The sequence below is a fragment of the Candidatus Hamiltonella defensa 5AT (Acyrthosiphon pisum) genome, from assembly GCF_000021705.1.
Classification (GTDB): domain Bacteria; phylum Pseudomonadota; class Gammaproteobacteria; order Enterobacterales; family Enterobacteriaceae; genus Hamiltonella; species Hamiltonella defendens.
Genome location: NC_012751.1, coordinates 1,700,218 through 1,715,697, shown reverse-complemented (window position 1 = coordinate 1,715,697; position 15,480 = coordinate 1,700,218). Strand labels below are relative to the sequence as shown.

General features: G+C 40.3%; 21 protein-coding genes and 3 pseudogenes. 22 read left to right on the top strand and 2 right to left on the bottom strand.

The window, feature by feature from the left end:
• Positions 1 to 30: 30 nt before the first annotated feature.
• Both feoB and feoA read right to left on the bottom strand, forming a co-directional pair.
• Positions 31 to 2,283, bottom strand: a pseudogene (gene feoB, locus HDEF_RS08430) (Fe(2+) transporter permease subunit FeoB); the annotation flags it as partial.
• A 17-nt stretch (positions 2,284 to 2,300) separates the two neighbouring features.
• Positions 2,301 to 2,516 carry a ferrous iron transporter A gene (feoA, locus tag HDEF_RS08425; protein WP_015874232.1) on the bottom strand — a complete coding sequence of 72 codons (216 nt, stop codon included), beginning with the start codon at positions 2,514 to 2,516 and terminating at the stop codon, positions 2,301 to 2,303.
• Between the two features lie 312 nt (positions 2,517 to 2,828).
• Here feoA and HDEF_RS13580 point away from each other — a divergent pair.
• From HDEF_RS13580 to rpsQ, 22 genes and pseudogenes are all read left to right on the top strand, one after another.
• A pseudogene (locus HDEF_RS13580) lies at positions 2,829 to 2,951 on the top strand (hypothetical protein); the annotation flags it as partial.
• Positions 2,952 to 3,046: 95 nt separating this feature from the next.
• A complete protein-coding gene (locus HDEF_RS13575; RefSeq protein ID WP_061401318.1) occupies positions 3,047 to 3,367 on the top strand; it encodes an IucA/IucC family protein in 321 nt (106 codons plus the stop codon).
• Positions 3,368 to 3,400: 33 nt separating this feature from the next.
• The gene (locus HDEF_RS13350; protein WP_061401317.1) at positions 3,401 to 4,180 is read left to right on the top strand and encodes an IucA/IucC family C-terminal-domain containing protein; all 780 of its coding nucleotides are present in this window, start codon (positions 3,401 to 3,403) and stop codon (positions 4,178 to 4,180) included.
• Positions 4,181 to 4,481: 301 nt separating this feature from the next.
• Positions 4,482 to 5,291: a type III PLP-dependent enzyme domain-containing protein gene (locus HDEF_RS08415; RefSeq protein WP_015874231.1), complete on the top strand. Its 810-nt coding sequence runs from the start codon at positions 4,482 to 4,484 to the stop codon at positions 5,289 to 5,291.
• Positions 5,260 to 5,955 carry a pyridoxal-phosphate dependent enzyme gene (locus HDEF_RS08410; protein ID WP_015874230.1) on the top strand — a complete coding sequence of 232 codons (696 nt, stop codon included), beginning with the start codon at positions 5,260 to 5,262 and terminating at the stop codon, positions 5,953 to 5,955. The genes HDEF_RS08415 and HDEF_RS08410 overlap by 32 nt, the downstream gene beginning before the upstream one ends.
• Positions 5,952 to 6,998: an NAD/NADP octopine/nopaline dehydrogenase family protein gene (locus HDEF_RS08405; RefSeq protein WP_015874229.1), complete on the top strand. Its 1,047-nt coding sequence runs from the start codon at positions 5,952 to 5,954 to the stop codon at positions 6,996 to 6,998. The genes HDEF_RS08410 and HDEF_RS08405 overlap by 4 nt, the downstream gene beginning before the upstream one ends.
• 130 nt (positions 6,999 to 7,128) lie before the next feature.
• Positions 7,129 to 8,034 (top strand): MFS transporter, encoded by a 906-nt coding sequence (locus tag HDEF_RS08400; RefSeq protein WP_015874228.1) that lies wholly within the window; start codon positions 7,129 to 7,131, stop codon positions 8,032 to 8,034.
• Positions 7,989 to 8,231: pseudogene (locus tag HDEF_RS13345) on the top strand (ABC transporter substrate-binding protein); the annotation flags it as partial. The gene HDEF_RS08400 and the pseudogene HDEF_RS13345, both read left to right, overlap by 46 nt.
• A 5-nt stretch (positions 8,232 to 8,236) precedes the next feature.
• On the top strand, positions 8,237 to 9,301 hold the full coding sequence (locus HDEF_RS08395) for a FecCD family ABC transporter permease (protein ID WP_015874227.1): 1,065 nt from the start codon (positions 8,237 to 8,239) through the stop codon (positions 9,299 to 9,301).
• The gene (locus tag HDEF_RS13570) at positions 9,295 to 9,690 is read left to right on the top strand and encodes an ATP-binding cassette domain-containing protein (protein WP_202820378.1); all 396 of its coding nucleotides are present in this window, start codon (positions 9,295 to 9,297) and stop codon (positions 9,688 to 9,690) included. Before HDEF_RS08395 ends, HDEF_RS13570 begins: the two co-directional genes overlap by 7 nt.
• On the top strand, positions 9,639 to 10,067 hold the full coding sequence (locus HDEF_RS13565; RefSeq protein WP_202820377.1) for an ABC transporter ATP-binding protein: 429 nt from the start codon (positions 9,639 to 9,641) through the stop codon (positions 10,065 to 10,067). The genes HDEF_RS13570 and HDEF_RS13565 overlap by 52 nt, the downstream gene beginning before the upstream one ends.
• A gap of 249 nt (positions 10,068 to 10,316) precedes the next feature.
• Entirely contained in the window at positions 10,317 to 10,637 is a 321-nt protein-coding gene (gene rpsJ / locus HDEF_RS08385; protein ID WP_015874226.1) for a 30S ribosomal protein S10, read from the top strand.
• 32 nt (positions 10,638 to 10,669) lie between these two features.
• Positions 10,670 to 11,302: a 50S ribosomal protein L3 gene (rplC, locus tag HDEF_RS08380; RefSeq protein ID WP_015874225.1), complete on the top strand. Its 633-nt coding sequence runs from the start codon at positions 10,670 to 10,672 to the stop codon at positions 11,300 to 11,302.
• A 16-nt stretch (positions 11,303 to 11,318) separates the two neighbouring features.
• The gene (gene rplD / locus HDEF_RS08375) at positions 11,319 to 11,924 is read left to right on the top strand and encodes a 50S ribosomal protein L4 (RefSeq protein WP_015874224.1); all 606 of its coding nucleotides are present in this window, start codon (positions 11,319 to 11,321) and stop codon (positions 11,922 to 11,924) included.
• The gene (gene rplW / locus HDEF_RS08370) at positions 11,921 to 12,223 is read left to right on the top strand and encodes a 50S ribosomal protein L23 (RefSeq protein ID WP_015874223.1); all 303 of its coding nucleotides are present in this window, start codon (positions 11,921 to 11,923) and stop codon (positions 12,221 to 12,223) included. The genes rplD and rplW overlap by 4 nt, the downstream gene beginning before the upstream one ends.
• Positions 12,224 to 12,239: 16 nt before the next feature.
• Positions 12,240 to 13,064, top strand: coding sequence for a 50S ribosomal protein L2 (rplB, locus tag HDEF_RS08365; protein WP_015874222.1), 825 nt, complete (start codon positions 12,240 to 12,242; stop codon positions 13,062 to 13,064).
• A 16-nt stretch (positions 13,065 to 13,080) separates the two neighbouring features.
• Positions 13,081 to 13,365, top strand: a complete 285-nt coding sequence (rpsS, locus tag HDEF_RS08360) for a 30S ribosomal protein S19 (protein WP_015874221.1) — start codon at positions 13,081 to 13,083, stop codon at positions 13,363 to 13,365.
• Positions 13,366 to 13,378: 13 nt separating this feature from the next.
• Positions 13,379 to 13,729 (top strand): 50S ribosomal protein L22, encoded by a 351-nt coding sequence (rplV, locus tag HDEF_RS08355; RefSeq protein ID WP_015874220.1) that lies wholly within the window; start codon positions 13,379 to 13,381, stop codon positions 13,727 to 13,729.
• Positions 13,729 to 14,430, top strand: coding sequence for a 30S ribosomal protein S3 (rpsC, locus tag HDEF_RS08350; protein WP_015874219.1), 702 nt, complete (start codon positions 13,729 to 13,731; stop codon positions 14,428 to 14,430). The genes rplV and rpsC overlap by 1 nt, the downstream gene beginning before the upstream one ends.
• Positions 14,430 to 14,840 (top strand): 50S ribosomal protein L16, encoded by a 411-nt coding sequence (gene rplP, locus HDEF_RS08345; RefSeq protein WP_015874218.1) that lies wholly within the window; start codon positions 14,430 to 14,432, stop codon positions 14,838 to 14,840. Before rpsC ends, rplP begins: the two co-directional genes overlap by 1 nt.
• Before the next feature lie 41 nt (positions 14,841 to 14,881).
• Positions 14,882 to 15,076, top strand: coding sequence for a 50S ribosomal protein L29 (rpmC, locus tag HDEF_RS08340; protein WP_015874217.1), 195 nt, complete (start codon positions 14,882 to 14,884; stop codon positions 15,074 to 15,076).
• Entirely contained in the window at positions 15,073 to 15,327 is a 255-nt protein-coding gene (rpsQ, locus tag HDEF_RS08335) for a 30S ribosomal protein S17 (protein ID WP_015874216.1), read from the top strand. The genes rpmC and rpsQ overlap by 4 nt, the downstream gene beginning before the upstream one ends.
• Positions 15,328 to 15,480 lie beyond the last annotated feature (153 nt).

Here is a 15,480-nt window from a genome sequence, read left to right as displayed (position 1 = left end):
CACATTCGTTGGTTTTGCAAAAAGAGGGTAACGTCTTAGACCCAGGATAATCAGCCCATTGGTCACAAAGAGTGCCGTGATCGTGAGCGTACTTCGTTTGGGATCCTGAGAAAAAGTGGCGATTTGATAAAACAAGGTGGAGAAAGACCAAGCTAAATTCAAGCCCCATAAAATCGAAAAAATCATCCACCCTCGATGGGTTTCTCGAGCAATGGCACCCATCACGGAGGCACAGGGTACATATAAAAGAACAAAAATCAGATAGCTATAAGCGGCAATATCGGATCCAAATTTTTGGCTCATGACGCCCATCGATCCTTGAGTCATTTCTCCATCCCCTTGGCTTGCTTTGATAGGGTTAGAAAGTACGTTGCTGTTAATACTGTGTCGCAGTCCTTCCCAGGTTTCATCTATGGCACCAGCCAATTCGTCTAACAAATGAAAATCGTTCGGATCAAAGGGTTCATTGTGGATCTGCTCAGCGGTGTACAATGTATTTAATGTGCCTACCACCACTTCTTTGGCCATCGCGCCCGCAATTAAGCCGACCGTCGCTTGCCAATGATCGGGTTTGATGCCTAACGGCTCCAATAGAGGTGTCAACTCTTTACTCACAGAAGCTAAAGCAGAGTCGTTGATATTATCCACTGTTCTACCCGAAAGAGAAAAACTGTTTAGTCCTCCAATCAGAATACTGGCCATAATGATGACCTTTCCCGCACGGATCACAAATCCTTTTAAACGCTGCCAAGTCTGTAAAAGTAAGGTTTTGAGATGGGGAACATGATAGATCGGCAATTCCATAATAAAGGGAGAGGCTTCACCTTGCACCAAGGTATATTTTAAGAGTAATCCGGTCAAAATTGCGGCCGCAATTCCGAGCAAATAAAGTGAAAAAACGACACTGGCACCCGATTTCCCAAAAAATGCGGCAGAAAAAACGGCAAAGATGGCAAGCCGAGCGCCGCAAGACATGAAAGGGGCCATCATAATGGTGATCAATCGTTCACGAGGCGCTTCTAAAGTGCGCGCGCCCATAATTGAAGGCACATTACACCCAAAACCGACAATCAATGGTACAAACGACTTCCCAGGTAATCCGATCAGCTGCATGAATCGATCCATCACGAAAGCAGCTCGTGCCATGTAGCCTGAATCTTCTAAAAAAGAAAGAAAAAGATACATCATGGCAATCTGCGGTACTAATGGCAGCATAGTATTAATGCCTCCTCCTATGCCTTGAGCCAAAAAAACGGTCAGCCAGTCAGGAAAATGAAGCTGATAGCCCAACCACTGAGTGCCTTTAATAAAAAAGGCAGAGGAGCCGATATCAAAGAGCGGTTGAAATGCGCCTCCTACATTAATCGCCAGAATAAACATCAGATACATGACAAATAAAAAGAGGGGTACCCCAAGCCAACGGTGCAGAATAAAGCGATCCAACACTTCCGTAGTGCGATGCCCAGAGAGCTGTTCAGTCCGGATCACTGCATCAGTAATACTCTTGATGGATTGATAACGGGCGTTTGCAATCACGACATCAGAATCGTTATGGCGATTTTGCTCTAATATTTTGTTTAATTCGGCTTCGAATGTGCCTGATTTTTTGGCCTGTGAGATACTGTAAATATCCCCTTCAAGCATTTGTAATGCTAACCATCGACGTTTTTGTTCGGGTATTTTGTCGTGAGGAATGATTTCAATCAATTGATTAAGCGCGCTGATTAAACAAGAAGGATACTTCACCAAATCATCTTTTTTATTGATCTGCCTGACGTCGCTCTGAAAAGAATTTATTGTGTGTTTTAACTCTTTGATGCCCCTTGCCTGTGTTGATATTAAGGGGACCACAGGGCAGCCTAATTGAGTCGAAAGCGTTGCGATATCAATATCTATATGTTGATTTTGAGCGATATCCAACATATTAAGCGCGAGAATACAGGGAATTTCCCATTCTAATAATTGCAGTGTCAAATAAAGGTTGCGTTCTAGATTAGATGCATCGATCACATTGATCAGTAAATCTGCTTTATTATCTAGAATATATTCAGAGGCAATTTTTTCATCTAATGAAGTCTGCTCTGAAATCGTGGTCAACGAATAAATACCTGGCAAATCAACCAGAGTCACCTGATACTCAGACGTATTAAATTCACCTTCTTTACGCTCTACTGTGACACCTGCCCAATTACCCACACGTTGATGAGCGCCAGTTAATTGATTAAAAAGCGTTGTTTTTCCTGTATTTGGATTGCCGATTAAACCGATGGTGAGTTTTTTCATGAAATTTTTAAGGGAATTTATGTAAAGTTTAAAAAATGTAAATCGGATTTACGTAATACCAAATTGATTTTATTTATCTTTATATGAAGAGGATCCCCCATCGGAGCTTCTCGAATCACAGTGAAAAATAAACCTGGAAGCACACCCAGTGACAGTAATTTTTGCCGATAAGCGGGGCTGATGTCTTTCGAAAAACCGATAATATGATAAGAATGACCTGAAATAAAATGCATATGACCTGATACTTAACGCAATAATATGCGATATAAAATAGAAGAATGATAATCGTTATCATATTTAATTTAAGTATCAATACAATGCTATATTTATTTTTTTTAATAAAAAAAGTTAAAAATCATGATTAAGCCAAGAACACAAAACGAAACAAGTTGAAAGCGTTTAGCCGTTCTCTAAAGCAATAAAATGGTTTAAGTGTCTGAATTCTTTTATACGAGCACAAGCAATAGGCTTGCTGGTAAACGAGTCAGCCGCGATTATAATCTCACTTCTAAAAAAATCATCAATACTCCTCTTCTTATGCCGCTATTTTACTGGATCAGTGGGGGTCATTAGAAGGTCATCCTTATTATCCCACATGGAAATGTAGATCTAATTTAAGCCCTGAATATATTGAATTATTATCACCAGAATTTGATGCCATAGTTCCTGTACGTATCACCGCTTTACGGGCAGACATGGCTTATATCGAAACAATGCCAGATAAAAAAATTACCAAGGCTGGTTTGCTGAGCAATTTCCTGTTTTGTGGCAGGAATGGAAACAGCAACTTAATCATAAAAAACATGATGAAAAAGAATGGTTGCCCTTACCTGTCCATTCATGGCATCTCACTGCTTGTGTTCAGCAACATTATGCTGATGACATCGCCTCAGGTATTTTGATTCTTGAAGGCCCTGATCTTCAAACAAGACCCAGCATGTCTTTTCGTACTATGCGCCCTCTAACACCCGAAAACGCCCCTTTTATTAAATTACCTGTCGCCATATGGATGACCAGTGAAATGCGAAGCCTACAGGCCAAATCAATACATATGGGGCCTCGCATCAGTCAGCTGATTAAATAAATTTTACATAACGAAGATGGCTTTAATCAAAGTGTGTCGATTTTAGAGGAACAGATAGCTTTTCATTACAAGCATAAAGAAAGGCAGGACGATGCTGAGGGGAAATATCTATCAGTGGTTTTTCGTCAAGCTTACAGTGCCCCAAAATGTTATGAAAACTGTCTTCCGATTACGGTGGCGACTTTATTGACCTCTTTACCTCAAAATAATAACCCCTTGATCACCGAGTTAATTGCTTCTTCTGAACAAAGCGTTGAAGACTGGTTTAGGCAATATGCTCAGGTGGTGCTCCATCCTGTCATCAGCCTTTATCTTTTGTATGGCATTGGTTTGGAAGCACATCAACAAAACACCCAAATTCTTTTTTCTGATGAGGGCATGGCACGTCATTTGTTAATCCGTGATTTTGGCGATGGAAGAACTTATGCACCTTTATTGCATGAACGAGGTTATGCATTACAGCCTTATTCCTATCCAGGGATATTGCCCACCGTATTCTTTGATGATATCGAACCAGTACGCACTTTTGTCGTAGATGCCTGCTTTTTGACTCATTTGCATGAATTGGCGCTCTGTTTGACATCTCATTATGATCTAGATCCCCCGGTTCTTTGGAAAATTCTCAGAGAGGTCACAGATCAGGTTTTTAATGCCTTAAAAAAACGAGTCTCGAATTCTTTATGGCAAAGAGAACGAAAAATGTTCCTTTCTGAACCTTGCTCTACCCGCTCATTATTGAGCATGCATTTATCTCAATATCAAAACTATCGTCTTCAACATGAATTAACTAACCCATTAAATTTCATTGCATAGTATGTTAAAAAAATGCTTAGCATTATTTAGTGGCTTTTATAAAAGCACGCCTCTCATTTTTTTGATGACTGTTGATGCCTTGGCTCAAATTACATAGAAGGATTAAGTAAAGGCGATATCGTTCCAAATGATGCCAGAAATGCAGGGGAAATATTACCCCCTTATAAAAGTCGTCAATATGAAGTTGGGATAAAAATAGACGCAGGGAAAACGATCAGTACATTGAGTCTGTTCCAAATCATCAAACCCAGTGCCCAACCTATAGGCAATAAAAAGGATAATTCTTATTATTCTGCTGATAATGAGCAACACAACCCCAGAGAAATTAACCGCCTACGTCAAAAAATATGGTTCTCCCCTCAACCTCATTTGGCCAGAAAATCTACACAATAATCTCACGGCTCTACGTAAAGCATTGCAGCAATTACATCGACATTTGATTTTTTATGCGGTGAAAGTCAATAAATCACAGGCTTTGCCGGAATCCGCCGCAAAAAGTGGCATTGGCGCTGATGTGTCTAGTCTTTATGAGATGCGCGCGGCGCGAAAATCGGGGATCCCTTATTCAAAAATTTGTGCCAGTGGCCCTTCTAAAACTTCGATATTTCTCACCGATCTCATCACCCATGATGCGTGTATTTCGATTGATTCAACCGAAGAATTCGAAGAAATAAAAGCGTTAATTGCTCATATTCAGCCTGCACATCAGGTTCGTGTGTTGCTGCGCTATCGTCCGAGTTTTTTGCCAATCAGCCGTTTTGGAATGAAAAGTGAAGATCTTTCGTTATGTTTAGACAAACTCGCATCTCTAAAAAAACAATGCCATTTTTTAGGTTTTCATTTTCATCTCAGTGGTTATGACTGTAAAACACGGATTGAGGCCATTCGTGAGTTGCATCCCATGATAACAAGGGCTCAGTCGCTTGGTATTAAAGCGCAGATCATGAATATTGGCGGAGGCTTACCAGTACAGTACGTTGATCAACACAAATCTCAGGCGTACTTAAAGGAGCACAGTCCGGCAGATTATGATCATAAAAAACCGCCGCTTTCATTTTATCCCTATGGAGGAGAATTGAATGGAGCTCAATTATGTAACCGGGAACTATAAAGAAAATGAAGTCGCCGTGGTGGAGAGACAACATCTTGCCGCCGCTTTAGCAAAAGAAATCCCAGGCGCTGTTTTTATGAATCAATCAGACAACGTTGCCAATGCAGGGGGGTATGGTGATTTTGTCAGAGAAATAGTGCAGCAAGTTGGAAAAGTGGATGCTTATGTGGGTTGTGTAGGAACAGGTGGTTCGATGACGGGGATTTCTCATGGTTTAAAGGTCCATAATCCCAATACAACGATCATTGCGGTTGAGCCTGTAGGTTCTATTGTTTTCGGAAAACCAGGACATCCTTATTATCAATCAGGTACGGGCACACCAGACGGAGATACCGTAGGTTTGGTCTTTGATTATAGTACGATTGATATGGGTGAACAGGTTTCCGACGCTCAAGCGTTTGAAACCGCCCGTTACATAGCTAAAAAATATGGCCTTTTGGTAGGCGGTTCAACAGGGGGAGTGATCTATAAAGCATTGGAGCTGATTTATCAAAATCAAATTTCGGGCAATATTGTGATCGCGGTGGCCGATGGTGGAGAAAAATATCTCAACACTGTTTTTAATGAAGAATGGTTAGAAGAACGAGATCTTCTTGATCAAACGATATGGCAACAACTTGACGAATGGTTTTTTAAAACAGAAGTATTAAAGGATGCTTTGTGAAGAATGAAAAATTAAATATCGTCATTTGTGGCGGTGGGCGCACAGGTCATTTATCAGCGGTTCTTTTTAAACAACGCCCAAACGTTAAAGTTTCTTTGCTGACCGAAAACCTCTTGTTGGTTAAACACTTTCAAAAAAACGGGGGAGAAATAAAAGCAATACGACCAGAATGCAGCATTTTGACGGCTCGCCCTGATGTCGTTTCCTGTCAGGTCGAAGAGACTTTAAAAGACGCCGATATGGTGATTATTACGGTACCCGCCCATATTCGGCCTGACTTATTAAAAAAAATAGCGCCTCATTTGCCCTCTCATAAAACCGTCTTTGTCGGTGCGATCCCGGGGTTTTGCGGTTTTGACTGGTTGGCAGAAAAGGTATTGAATCAACGCCCTAATGTGGTTATTTGGGGTATGAAAGATGTCCCCCATATTGCTTTTGATCTCTGCTTAGGAGAATGGATCAGAATGGGAGGTGCAAAAAATCACCTTTATATTGCCTGTCATCAACGTGAGAGTTTGGAAGCCCATGCGACTTTATTGGCTTATTTACAATCGCTTTATGGCATGCCTATTGAGATTTTGCCAAATTATCTTGCGATCACACTCACACCTGGAAATCCTATCATGCACAGCTCCGTGATTTATGGGCATATTGGTCCTTATGGGCAGATGTATAAAAACTATTTTTCTTCTTTACTTTGCTGGTGGGAAGATTGCCCTGAATTAGCGGTTTATTTTTTGCAACGCACTGATGAAGAGAATCAATTATTATGCCGAGCCATAGAAAAAATTTTGCGGATTGATTTGTCTTCTGTTCACCCGTTGTTAGAAGAAATCAGGGAAGCTTATGCGGAGCAGATCATTGAAAATCACACTTTATTATCCGTGCTACGTACGAATCAAGCCTATCGGAGGATCCCTCTGCCATTGATCCCCGTTGACCAAAAGGGATACGTTTTTGATAAAACTCACCGTGCTTTTCATGAAGACGTGAACTATGGGTTTGTCTTTATTGGTGGCGATGGCAAAACGCTTGAATCTTGATTTACCTTATATTGAAAAAATATATTTTTGGATTCGTGATGATATGGGATCTTTTTCTTCGTGTCAGAGTGCTTTAGATTATTTTCCTGAACACTGGCCCAATGGATAGCAAAAAAATAACAGGTCTGATATGCCTAAATTCATAGGCAGTGTATCCTGCTTAATGCATTTTTTGTTTGTCGTACAATTAGTTTCCATGGGGGCCATCGAAATGAGCGGCCCTTTTTGGCCCGTACATTTAAAAAGCCTCAGCTTGACATCCGAGTTGCGTTTTTCCGGCACGGCGGTTTATGTGCTCCCGATGGTTGGCATCATGTTAACCAGTACTTTTTGGGGGGAAATGGGCGATCGGATGGGGAATAAAATGATGATGCTGCGCGCGCTTTTAGGCTTGTCTTTGACACAGTTTGTTTTAGCTTGGACTGATAACATCATGGTGATTCTGATCCTGCGTTTTATACAGGGGGCTTGTGCCGGATACATCGCCCCCGCACAGGCTTACGGTGTTAGCATGATTCCCTCTGATAAAAGACCTCGTTTATTTGCTTACTTACAGATTTCTACTAATGTGGGATCTTTTCTCGGCACGCTTGTTGGTGGGATTATTCTCGATTATTTGAGTTTTTTTTGGATCAACATGATAGCGGCGATTTTATGTTTGCTTTCTGCTGTCAGCATCTTGATTTTTTTGCCGCAATCCCACGGTGTTTTATCTTGCTTAAAAGAAAAACCGTGTTTGGATAAAAGCATCCCCCCAATTTCTGACGAATATCCTCGTTCTTATATTTTTGGATTACTGATGATTCTGGGTTTATTACTGGTCAGCCGAATGATCCCACAATCTTCTTTTTCTTTATATATCATCGATATTTATAAAGAGAGTCATTTGACTACAGGTTTTTGCTATGGATTGCAAGCGCTGGGGTTGGTTGTTTCGGCTACCTGTTGGGCTCGTTATTTTGAAAATAAAAATATATTCGAATCTATGAAAAATTTGTCATTCATCGCCCTGCCTATTTTGGCACTAAAGCGGTAAAAAATCGCGAGTTTTATGCTATCTGGCATCAATTTTATAATAGCCCTTATGATTTTATTGCCATTCAGCAGCTGGCTAAATGGTTTCACCCAAACCTTTTTCAGTCATTGGATCCCAATGCGACTTTTCGTGAATTTCATGAACGATTTTTACCTGTTCCGTATGAACCTGGTTATTTTATTGCCTTAAATCATTAAAAAATATGAATTTAAATATTATTAAAAAGGATCTCTCTCAATCTCATATCTATCGAATTTTGGTCAGGAAAAAAATATGTTTATTACTTTTTCTTGCCCTACTTCTGATATTGAATTTTTTATTGGATTTGGCTTTGGGTCCAGCCAATTATGATTTATGGGATATTGCAAAAGCCCTTATCATGCCTAATACAGTGCCGGTACAATTACGAGTTGTGTTATGGGATATTCGAATGCCAATGGCATTAATGGCATTACTGGTCGGGGCTGCTTTATCGGTTTCTGGAGCACAGATGCAAACCATTTTAAATAATCCCTTAGCGAGTCCTTTTACATTAGGGATTGCCGCAGCGGCGAGTTTTGGTGCTGCTCTTGGGCTTGTATTTGGCCTACGACTATTTCCAATATTAACTGAATATATGATTTCTATTAATGCTTTTATCATGGCGTTATTCTCTGCTTGTATGATTTACTTATTAAGTTTGAGACGGGGCGGGCGTGCGGAAACTTTGGTATTACTCGGTATTGCAATGGTCTTTACCTTCAACTCTTTGTTGGCGTTAGTTCAATATTTTTCTCATGAGCAAGCCGTTGCTGCTGTTGTTTTTTGGACCATGGGGAGCTTAATGAAAGCCACTTGGCCAAAAGTCGCCGTGGTATTTTCAATATTCATACTCACTCTTCCTTTATTAATCAAGCGGGTTTGGGCATTAACAACACTCAGGCTGGGTGATGAAAAAGCACAGAGTCTAGGTATCAATGTTAAAAATATACGTCTTGAGATTTTATTATTAGTGAGTTTGTTGGCTTCGATACCCATTTCTTTTGTGGGTGCTATTGGATTTGTTGGTTTAGTCGGGCCTCATATTGCTCGTATGTTGATAGGTGAAGATCAACGATTTTTTATGCCGGCTTCATTACTGACGGGCGCTTTATTGCTCTCTATTAGCTCTGTTGTGAGCAAGCTACTGATACCAGGAATAGTAGTAGCCATTGGTGTCGTCACTTCATTAATTGGCATCCCTTTTTTTGTCACATTAATTTTACATAGTAGGCGAAATACATGGTGAAATTACGGTTAGAAGAAGTAGGGGTGGCTTATGGGACTCATCAAGTGTTGAGCAAAATCAATACCTCCTTTTTTCTAGGAGGGCAGGTGGTGGCTGTGGTTGGGCCGAATGCTTCGGGAAAATCAAGTTTATTTAAACGTATGGCGGGGATCATAGAGGGTGAAGGAAAGGTTCATTTAACGGGTAATAAAAAAGGGCATTTTGGCGTCTGTTACATGCCACAGGAGGCCGTCATAAATGCACGGTTAACGGTTTATGAATCCTTGCTTTTGGTACGAAAACAATTTACCCCTTCATGGCGTGTGCATAACGATGAGTTGATCTTGATTGATAGCTTATGTCGTCATTATCTATTAATGGATTGGCTTTTCGCTATCTCACTGAATTAAGCGGTGGGCAACGCCAGCTGGTCTCTATTGCGCAAATTTTAGCGCGTGATCCAGAGATATTACTGATGGATGAGCCGACCAGTGCACTTGATATGTATCATCAATTACAAGTACTCAATTTTATTCGTAGCCTGGCTCAACAAAAAAACATTATTGTTTTTATTGCATTGCATGATCTTAATCATGCGTTACGTTTTTCCGATCAAATGATTGTTGTCGCGAACGGCGGAGTAAAAGCGAGTGGACCCTCTGAAGAAGTTCTGACAACAGAAATGTTGTGGGAGATTTATGGGATTAATGCGCGTATTGACAATTGTTCTCGGCAGCAAGCGCACGTTATTGTAGATGGATTTAATCAAAGCCTTATGTCGGTATAAAATTTCAATTTTTTTTCAAAACAAAGGACATTTTTACGAAATGATCAAAATTTATTTTGATAACTTTGAATTCTGTTGTTTTCTAAAAACAGTTATGTATAATGCGCTTCCTTAAAGGATTTCAGTATCAGCCTAAGAACAATACCTTCAATTCGAAGGTTATATAACAAAGAGTTACGCTCGTTTTTCGGTCATTTTTATACGCGAGTGTAGCTAATATTTTTTATAAAAAATCGGAGTTCTGGTCTAATGCAGACCCAAACACAACAAAGAATTCGTATCCGCTTGAAAGCATTTGATCATCGTTTAATAGATAAGTCGACAACCGAAATTGTAGAGACAGCGAAGCGCACAGGTGCTCAGGTGAGTGGTCCCATTCCATTGCCAACTCATAAAGAGCGCTTTACTATTTTAGTTTCTCCGCACGCTAATAAAGATGCGCGCGATCAATATGAAATACGGACTCACAAACGTATCGTTGACATCATTGAACCAACAGCAAAAACAGTTGATGCTTTAATGCGCTTAGATCTTGCTGCAGGTGTAGACGTTCATATTCAACTAGGTTAGTCAAGTCATTGAGCAACGAAGAGGTTGAAACGATGAAGGGTTTAGTTGGTAAAAAATTGGGTATGACTCGTATCTTTACCAAAGACGGTATTTCAATTCCTGTTACCGTAATTGAAATAAAAGCAAATCGAGTGACCCAAATAAAAAATTTGGATAGCGATGGATATTTGGCTTTACAGATAACTACGGGCACTAAAAAAGCAAGTAGAGTTAACAAACCAAAAGCAGGGCATTTTGCCAAAGCAAATGTAGAAGCTGGTCGTGGTTTGTGGGAATTTCGTGTCTCTGAACAAGATGCAACTGTTTTTTTAGGTCATACTTTTGAAGTGTCAATGTTTAAGCCAGGCGATATAGTCGATGTTACTGGAAAATCAAAAGGTAAAGGTTTTTCAGGTACTGTGAAACGCTGGAACTTTCGTACACAAGATGCTAGTCATGGTAATTCATTGTCTCATCGTGTTCCTGGTTCTATTGGTCAAAACCAAACGCCCGGAAAAGTATTTAAAGGCAAAAAAATGTCCGGCCAGTTAGGTAATGAACGAGTCACAATCCAGAACTTAGAAGTAGTGCGTGTAGACGTTGTACGCGAGATACTTTTAATCAAAGGGGGTGTTCCTGGAGCAGTGGGGAAAGATGTGATCGTAAAACTGGCTGTCAAAGCGTAACGTCGAGGAGATAGGAATGGAATTAGTAATGAAAGACGCGGAATGCGCGCTAACTGTTTCCGAAACTACCTTTGGTCGTGATTTTAATGAAGCGCTTGTCCATCAGGTTGTTGTTGCGTATGCGGCAGGCGCCCGCCAAGGCACCCGTGCTCAAAAGAGCAGAGCTGAAGTTAAAGCTTCACGTAAAAAGCCTTGGCGTCAAAAAGGGACAGGACGCGCTCGCGCAGGGTCTGTAAAAAGCCCAATTTGGCGATCTGGCGGCATTACTTTTGCTGCAAAACCTCAGGATCATAGCCAAAAAGTAAATAAAAAAATGTATCAAGGCGCACTAAAAAGTATTTTATCTGAATTAGTGCGTCAAAACCGCTTAATCGTTGTTGAGACATTTTCTGTTGAAAAACCTAAAACCAAATTATTGATTCAAAAATTAAAAGAAATGTCTCTGAGAGACGTTTTAATTGTAACAGAAGAAGTGGATGAAAATTTATTTTTAGCGGCTCGTAACCTTTATAAAGTTGATGTTCGTGATGCTGCAGGTATTGATCCAGTGAGTTTAATCTCTTTCGATAAAGTGGTTATGACGGGGAATGCGGTTAAGCAACTTGAGGAGATGTTGGCATGACTTCTGAAGAATATCTATTAAAAATATTACGAGCAACACATATATCAGAAAAATCTTCTTTTTTAACAGAAAAGAAAAATACCGTCGTATTTAAAGTGCTAATAAATTCCACTAAAGCAGAAATTAAGGCTGCAGTAAAATGTCTCTTAAAAGTTGATGTTATTGCTGTTAACACCTTAATAGTTAAAGGAAAAACAAAACGTAGAGGTCAGCGTATTGGTCGTTGTAGCGATTGGAAAAAAGCTTACATTACCTTGAAAAAAGACCAAAACTTGGACTTAGTCACGGGTCAAGAATAAGCTGGAGGAGTTAATAATGGCAGTCGTTAAATGTAAACCTACATCTCCAGGCCGTCGCCATGTTGTTAAAGTGGTCAATTCTGAGCTTCATAAGGGTAAACCATATCGTCCTTTGCTTACAAAGTTATGCAAAACCGGCGGGCGTAACAACAGGGGTTGTATTACTACTCGTCATATTGGTGGTGGCCACAAACAGCATTACCGTCTGATTGATTTTAAACGCAATAAAGATGGAATTTCTGCTTTGGTTGAACGCTTGGAATATGATCCGTGTCGTTCAGCTAACGTCGCATTGCTTTTATATTCAGATGGTGAGCGGCGTTATATTTTGGCCCCAAAAGATTTAAAAAAAGGCGACAAAGTTCAATCGGGTGTTGATGTTGCAATTAAAGCAGGAAATACCTTGCCCATGAGTAACATTCCAATTGGATCCACGGTGCATAACGTAGAAATGAAACCTGGTAAAGGTGCTCAGATAGCACGTTCTGCAGGTTCGTATGTTCAAATTATTGCGCGTGAGGGTTTTTACGTTACCCTTCGTCTTCGCTCCGGTGAAATTCGTAAAATCCATTCAGATTGTAGAGCAACTCTCGGTGAAGTAGGTAATGCTGAACATATGTTACGTGTTTTAGGTAAAGCAGGCGCTAAGCGTTGGAGAGGAATTCGTCCTACAGTGCGCGGTACAGCAATGAACCCTGTAGATCACCCACATGGTGGCGGTGAAGGCCGCAATTTCGGCAAGCACCCCGTCACCCCTTGGGGAGTTCAAACGAAGGGTAAGAAAACGCGTAACAACAAGCGTACTGATAAATCTATTGTACGTCGCCGTAGTAAAAAATAATCACAGGGTAAACCATATGCCACGTTCTCTCAAGAAAAGTTTTTTCGTTGACCGACACTTGCTGAAGAAGGTAGAAAAATCGGCAGAAAATAATAAGGATAAGAAACCAATTCGAACTTGGTCTCGTCGTTCAACGATTTTTCCAGAAATGATAGGTTTAACTATTGCTATCCACAATGGTCGTCTCCATGTCCCGGTGTTTATTTCTGACGAGATGGTTAGCCACAAACTGGGAGAATTTGCACCCACTCGTACTTATCGTGGCCACGTCGCCGCTGATAGAAAGGCAAAAAAACGCTAAGATGAGGAAAGAGATGGAAACTATCGCTAAACATTGCCACGCCCGCTCTTCTGCTCAAAAAGTACGCCTCGTAGTGGATTTGATTCGCGGTAAGCAAGTGCCGAGAGCTCTGGAAATTTTAAGTTACACTAATAAAAAAGCCGCGGTTTTAGTTAAAAAAGTATTAGAATCTGCTGTTGCTAATGCAGAAAACAACGATGGTGCTGACATTGATGAACTGAAAATTACGCGAATTTTCGTAGATGAAGGCCCTACCATGAAACGTACAATGCCACGTGCCAAAGGCCGTGCAGATCGTATATTGAAGCGCACCAGCCACATTACTGTTGTTGTGTCTGATGGCAGAGACTCTGGAGACGAGTAATGGGTCAAAAAGTACATCCTAAAATTATTCGGCTAGGTATTATCAAGTATTGGCTCTCTACTTGGTATGCCAACACGAAAGAATTTGCTGAAAATTTGCAGGGAGATTTTAAAGTTCGTCAGTTTTTGACGAAGGAATTGTCAAAAGCTTCAATTTCTCATGTTGTTATTGAGCGTCCACCAAAAAGCATTCGTGTCACTATTTACACAGCACGACCTGGTATTGTTATTGGTAAAAAAGGTGAAGACGTTGAAAAATTGCGTAAGCGTGTTGCTCTTATTGCCGGTGTTCCTGCTCAAATTAACACCTATGAAATTCGGAAACCAGAATTAGATCCAAAATTAGTTGCAGATGGTATTACTTCACAGCTAGAACGTCGAGTAATGTTTCGTAGAGCTATGAAGCGTGCAGTACAAAATACAATGCGAGCTGGAGCTAAAGGTATTAAAGTAGAAGTCAGTGGTCGTTTAGGTGGGGCTGAAATTGCTCGCACTGAATGGTATCGTGAAGGTCGCGTTCCGCTACATACTTTAAGAGCAGACATTGATTACGATACTTCCGAAGCACATACTACTTATGGTGTTATTGGAGTTAAAGTGTGGATTTTTAAAGGTGAAATTTTGGGTACCGTGCTTCCGTTTAAACAGGCTGAACAACCTAAACAACAGCAGCGCAAAGGCCGAAGTAAGGAGAATCGCTGATGTTGCAACCAAAACAAACAAAATTTCGAAAAATGCACAAAGGCCGTAATCGCGGCTTGGCTAATGGGACTGATGTTATTTTTGGTCACTTTGGTTTGAAAGCCTCTGGCCGTTGCCGGTTAACAGCCCGTCAAATTGAATCTGCTCGTCGAGCAATGACGCGTTGTATTAAGCGCCAAGGTAAAATTTGGATCCGTGTTTTCCCAGATAAGCCGATTACTCAAAAACCGTTGGAAGTACGCATGGGCAAAGGAAAGGGTAATGTAGAATATTGGGTTGACTTAATTCAACCAGGAAAAGTTTTATTTGAAATGGGTGATGTTTCTGAAGAAATTGCTCGTGAGGCTTTTAAACTAGCCGCGGCAAAGCTTCCTGTTGGAACCACTTTTGTAACTAAAACGGTGATGTAATGCAATTAAAAGAGTTGCCTCTAGAAGAGCTGCGTGAAAAAATGGAATTAAAAGAGCTGCGTAAAAAAAGTATAGAAGAGCTAGAGAGAGAGATTTTGAAGCTTTTACGCGAGCAATTTAATTTGCGTATGCATGCTGCAGCAAGTCAGCTAAAAGAAACTGATCTTTTTAAAAAGATACGTCGTGATATTGCTCGTATTAAGACCTTATTGACTGAAAAAGTGAGGGTATCATGAATAATAATACTCGTACCCTTCAGTGCCGTGTTATCAGTAATAAAATGCAAAAATCTGCGGTGGTTGCTTTCGAACGTTTTGTTAAGCATTCTATTTATGGAAAGTTTATCAGGCGCACTACTAAATTACATATACATGACGAGAATAATGAGTGTAACGTAGGTGATATTGTATCTATCCGTGAATGTCGTCCGATATCAAAGACAAAGGCTTGGACTTTCGTTGGCGTTATAAAAAAAGCGCTTACTTGATTCAATCAATAAAATAAGTTTGAAATGAATAACAACTTTGATTTTGAAATTTTTTTAATATCACAGCTTAGTAGCGACCCTAAAACTCCTAACTGTATTTTGAAAAATGTTAAAAAGCTTTTAGGTATTAAATTAGTTAATGTTACTGGAGCA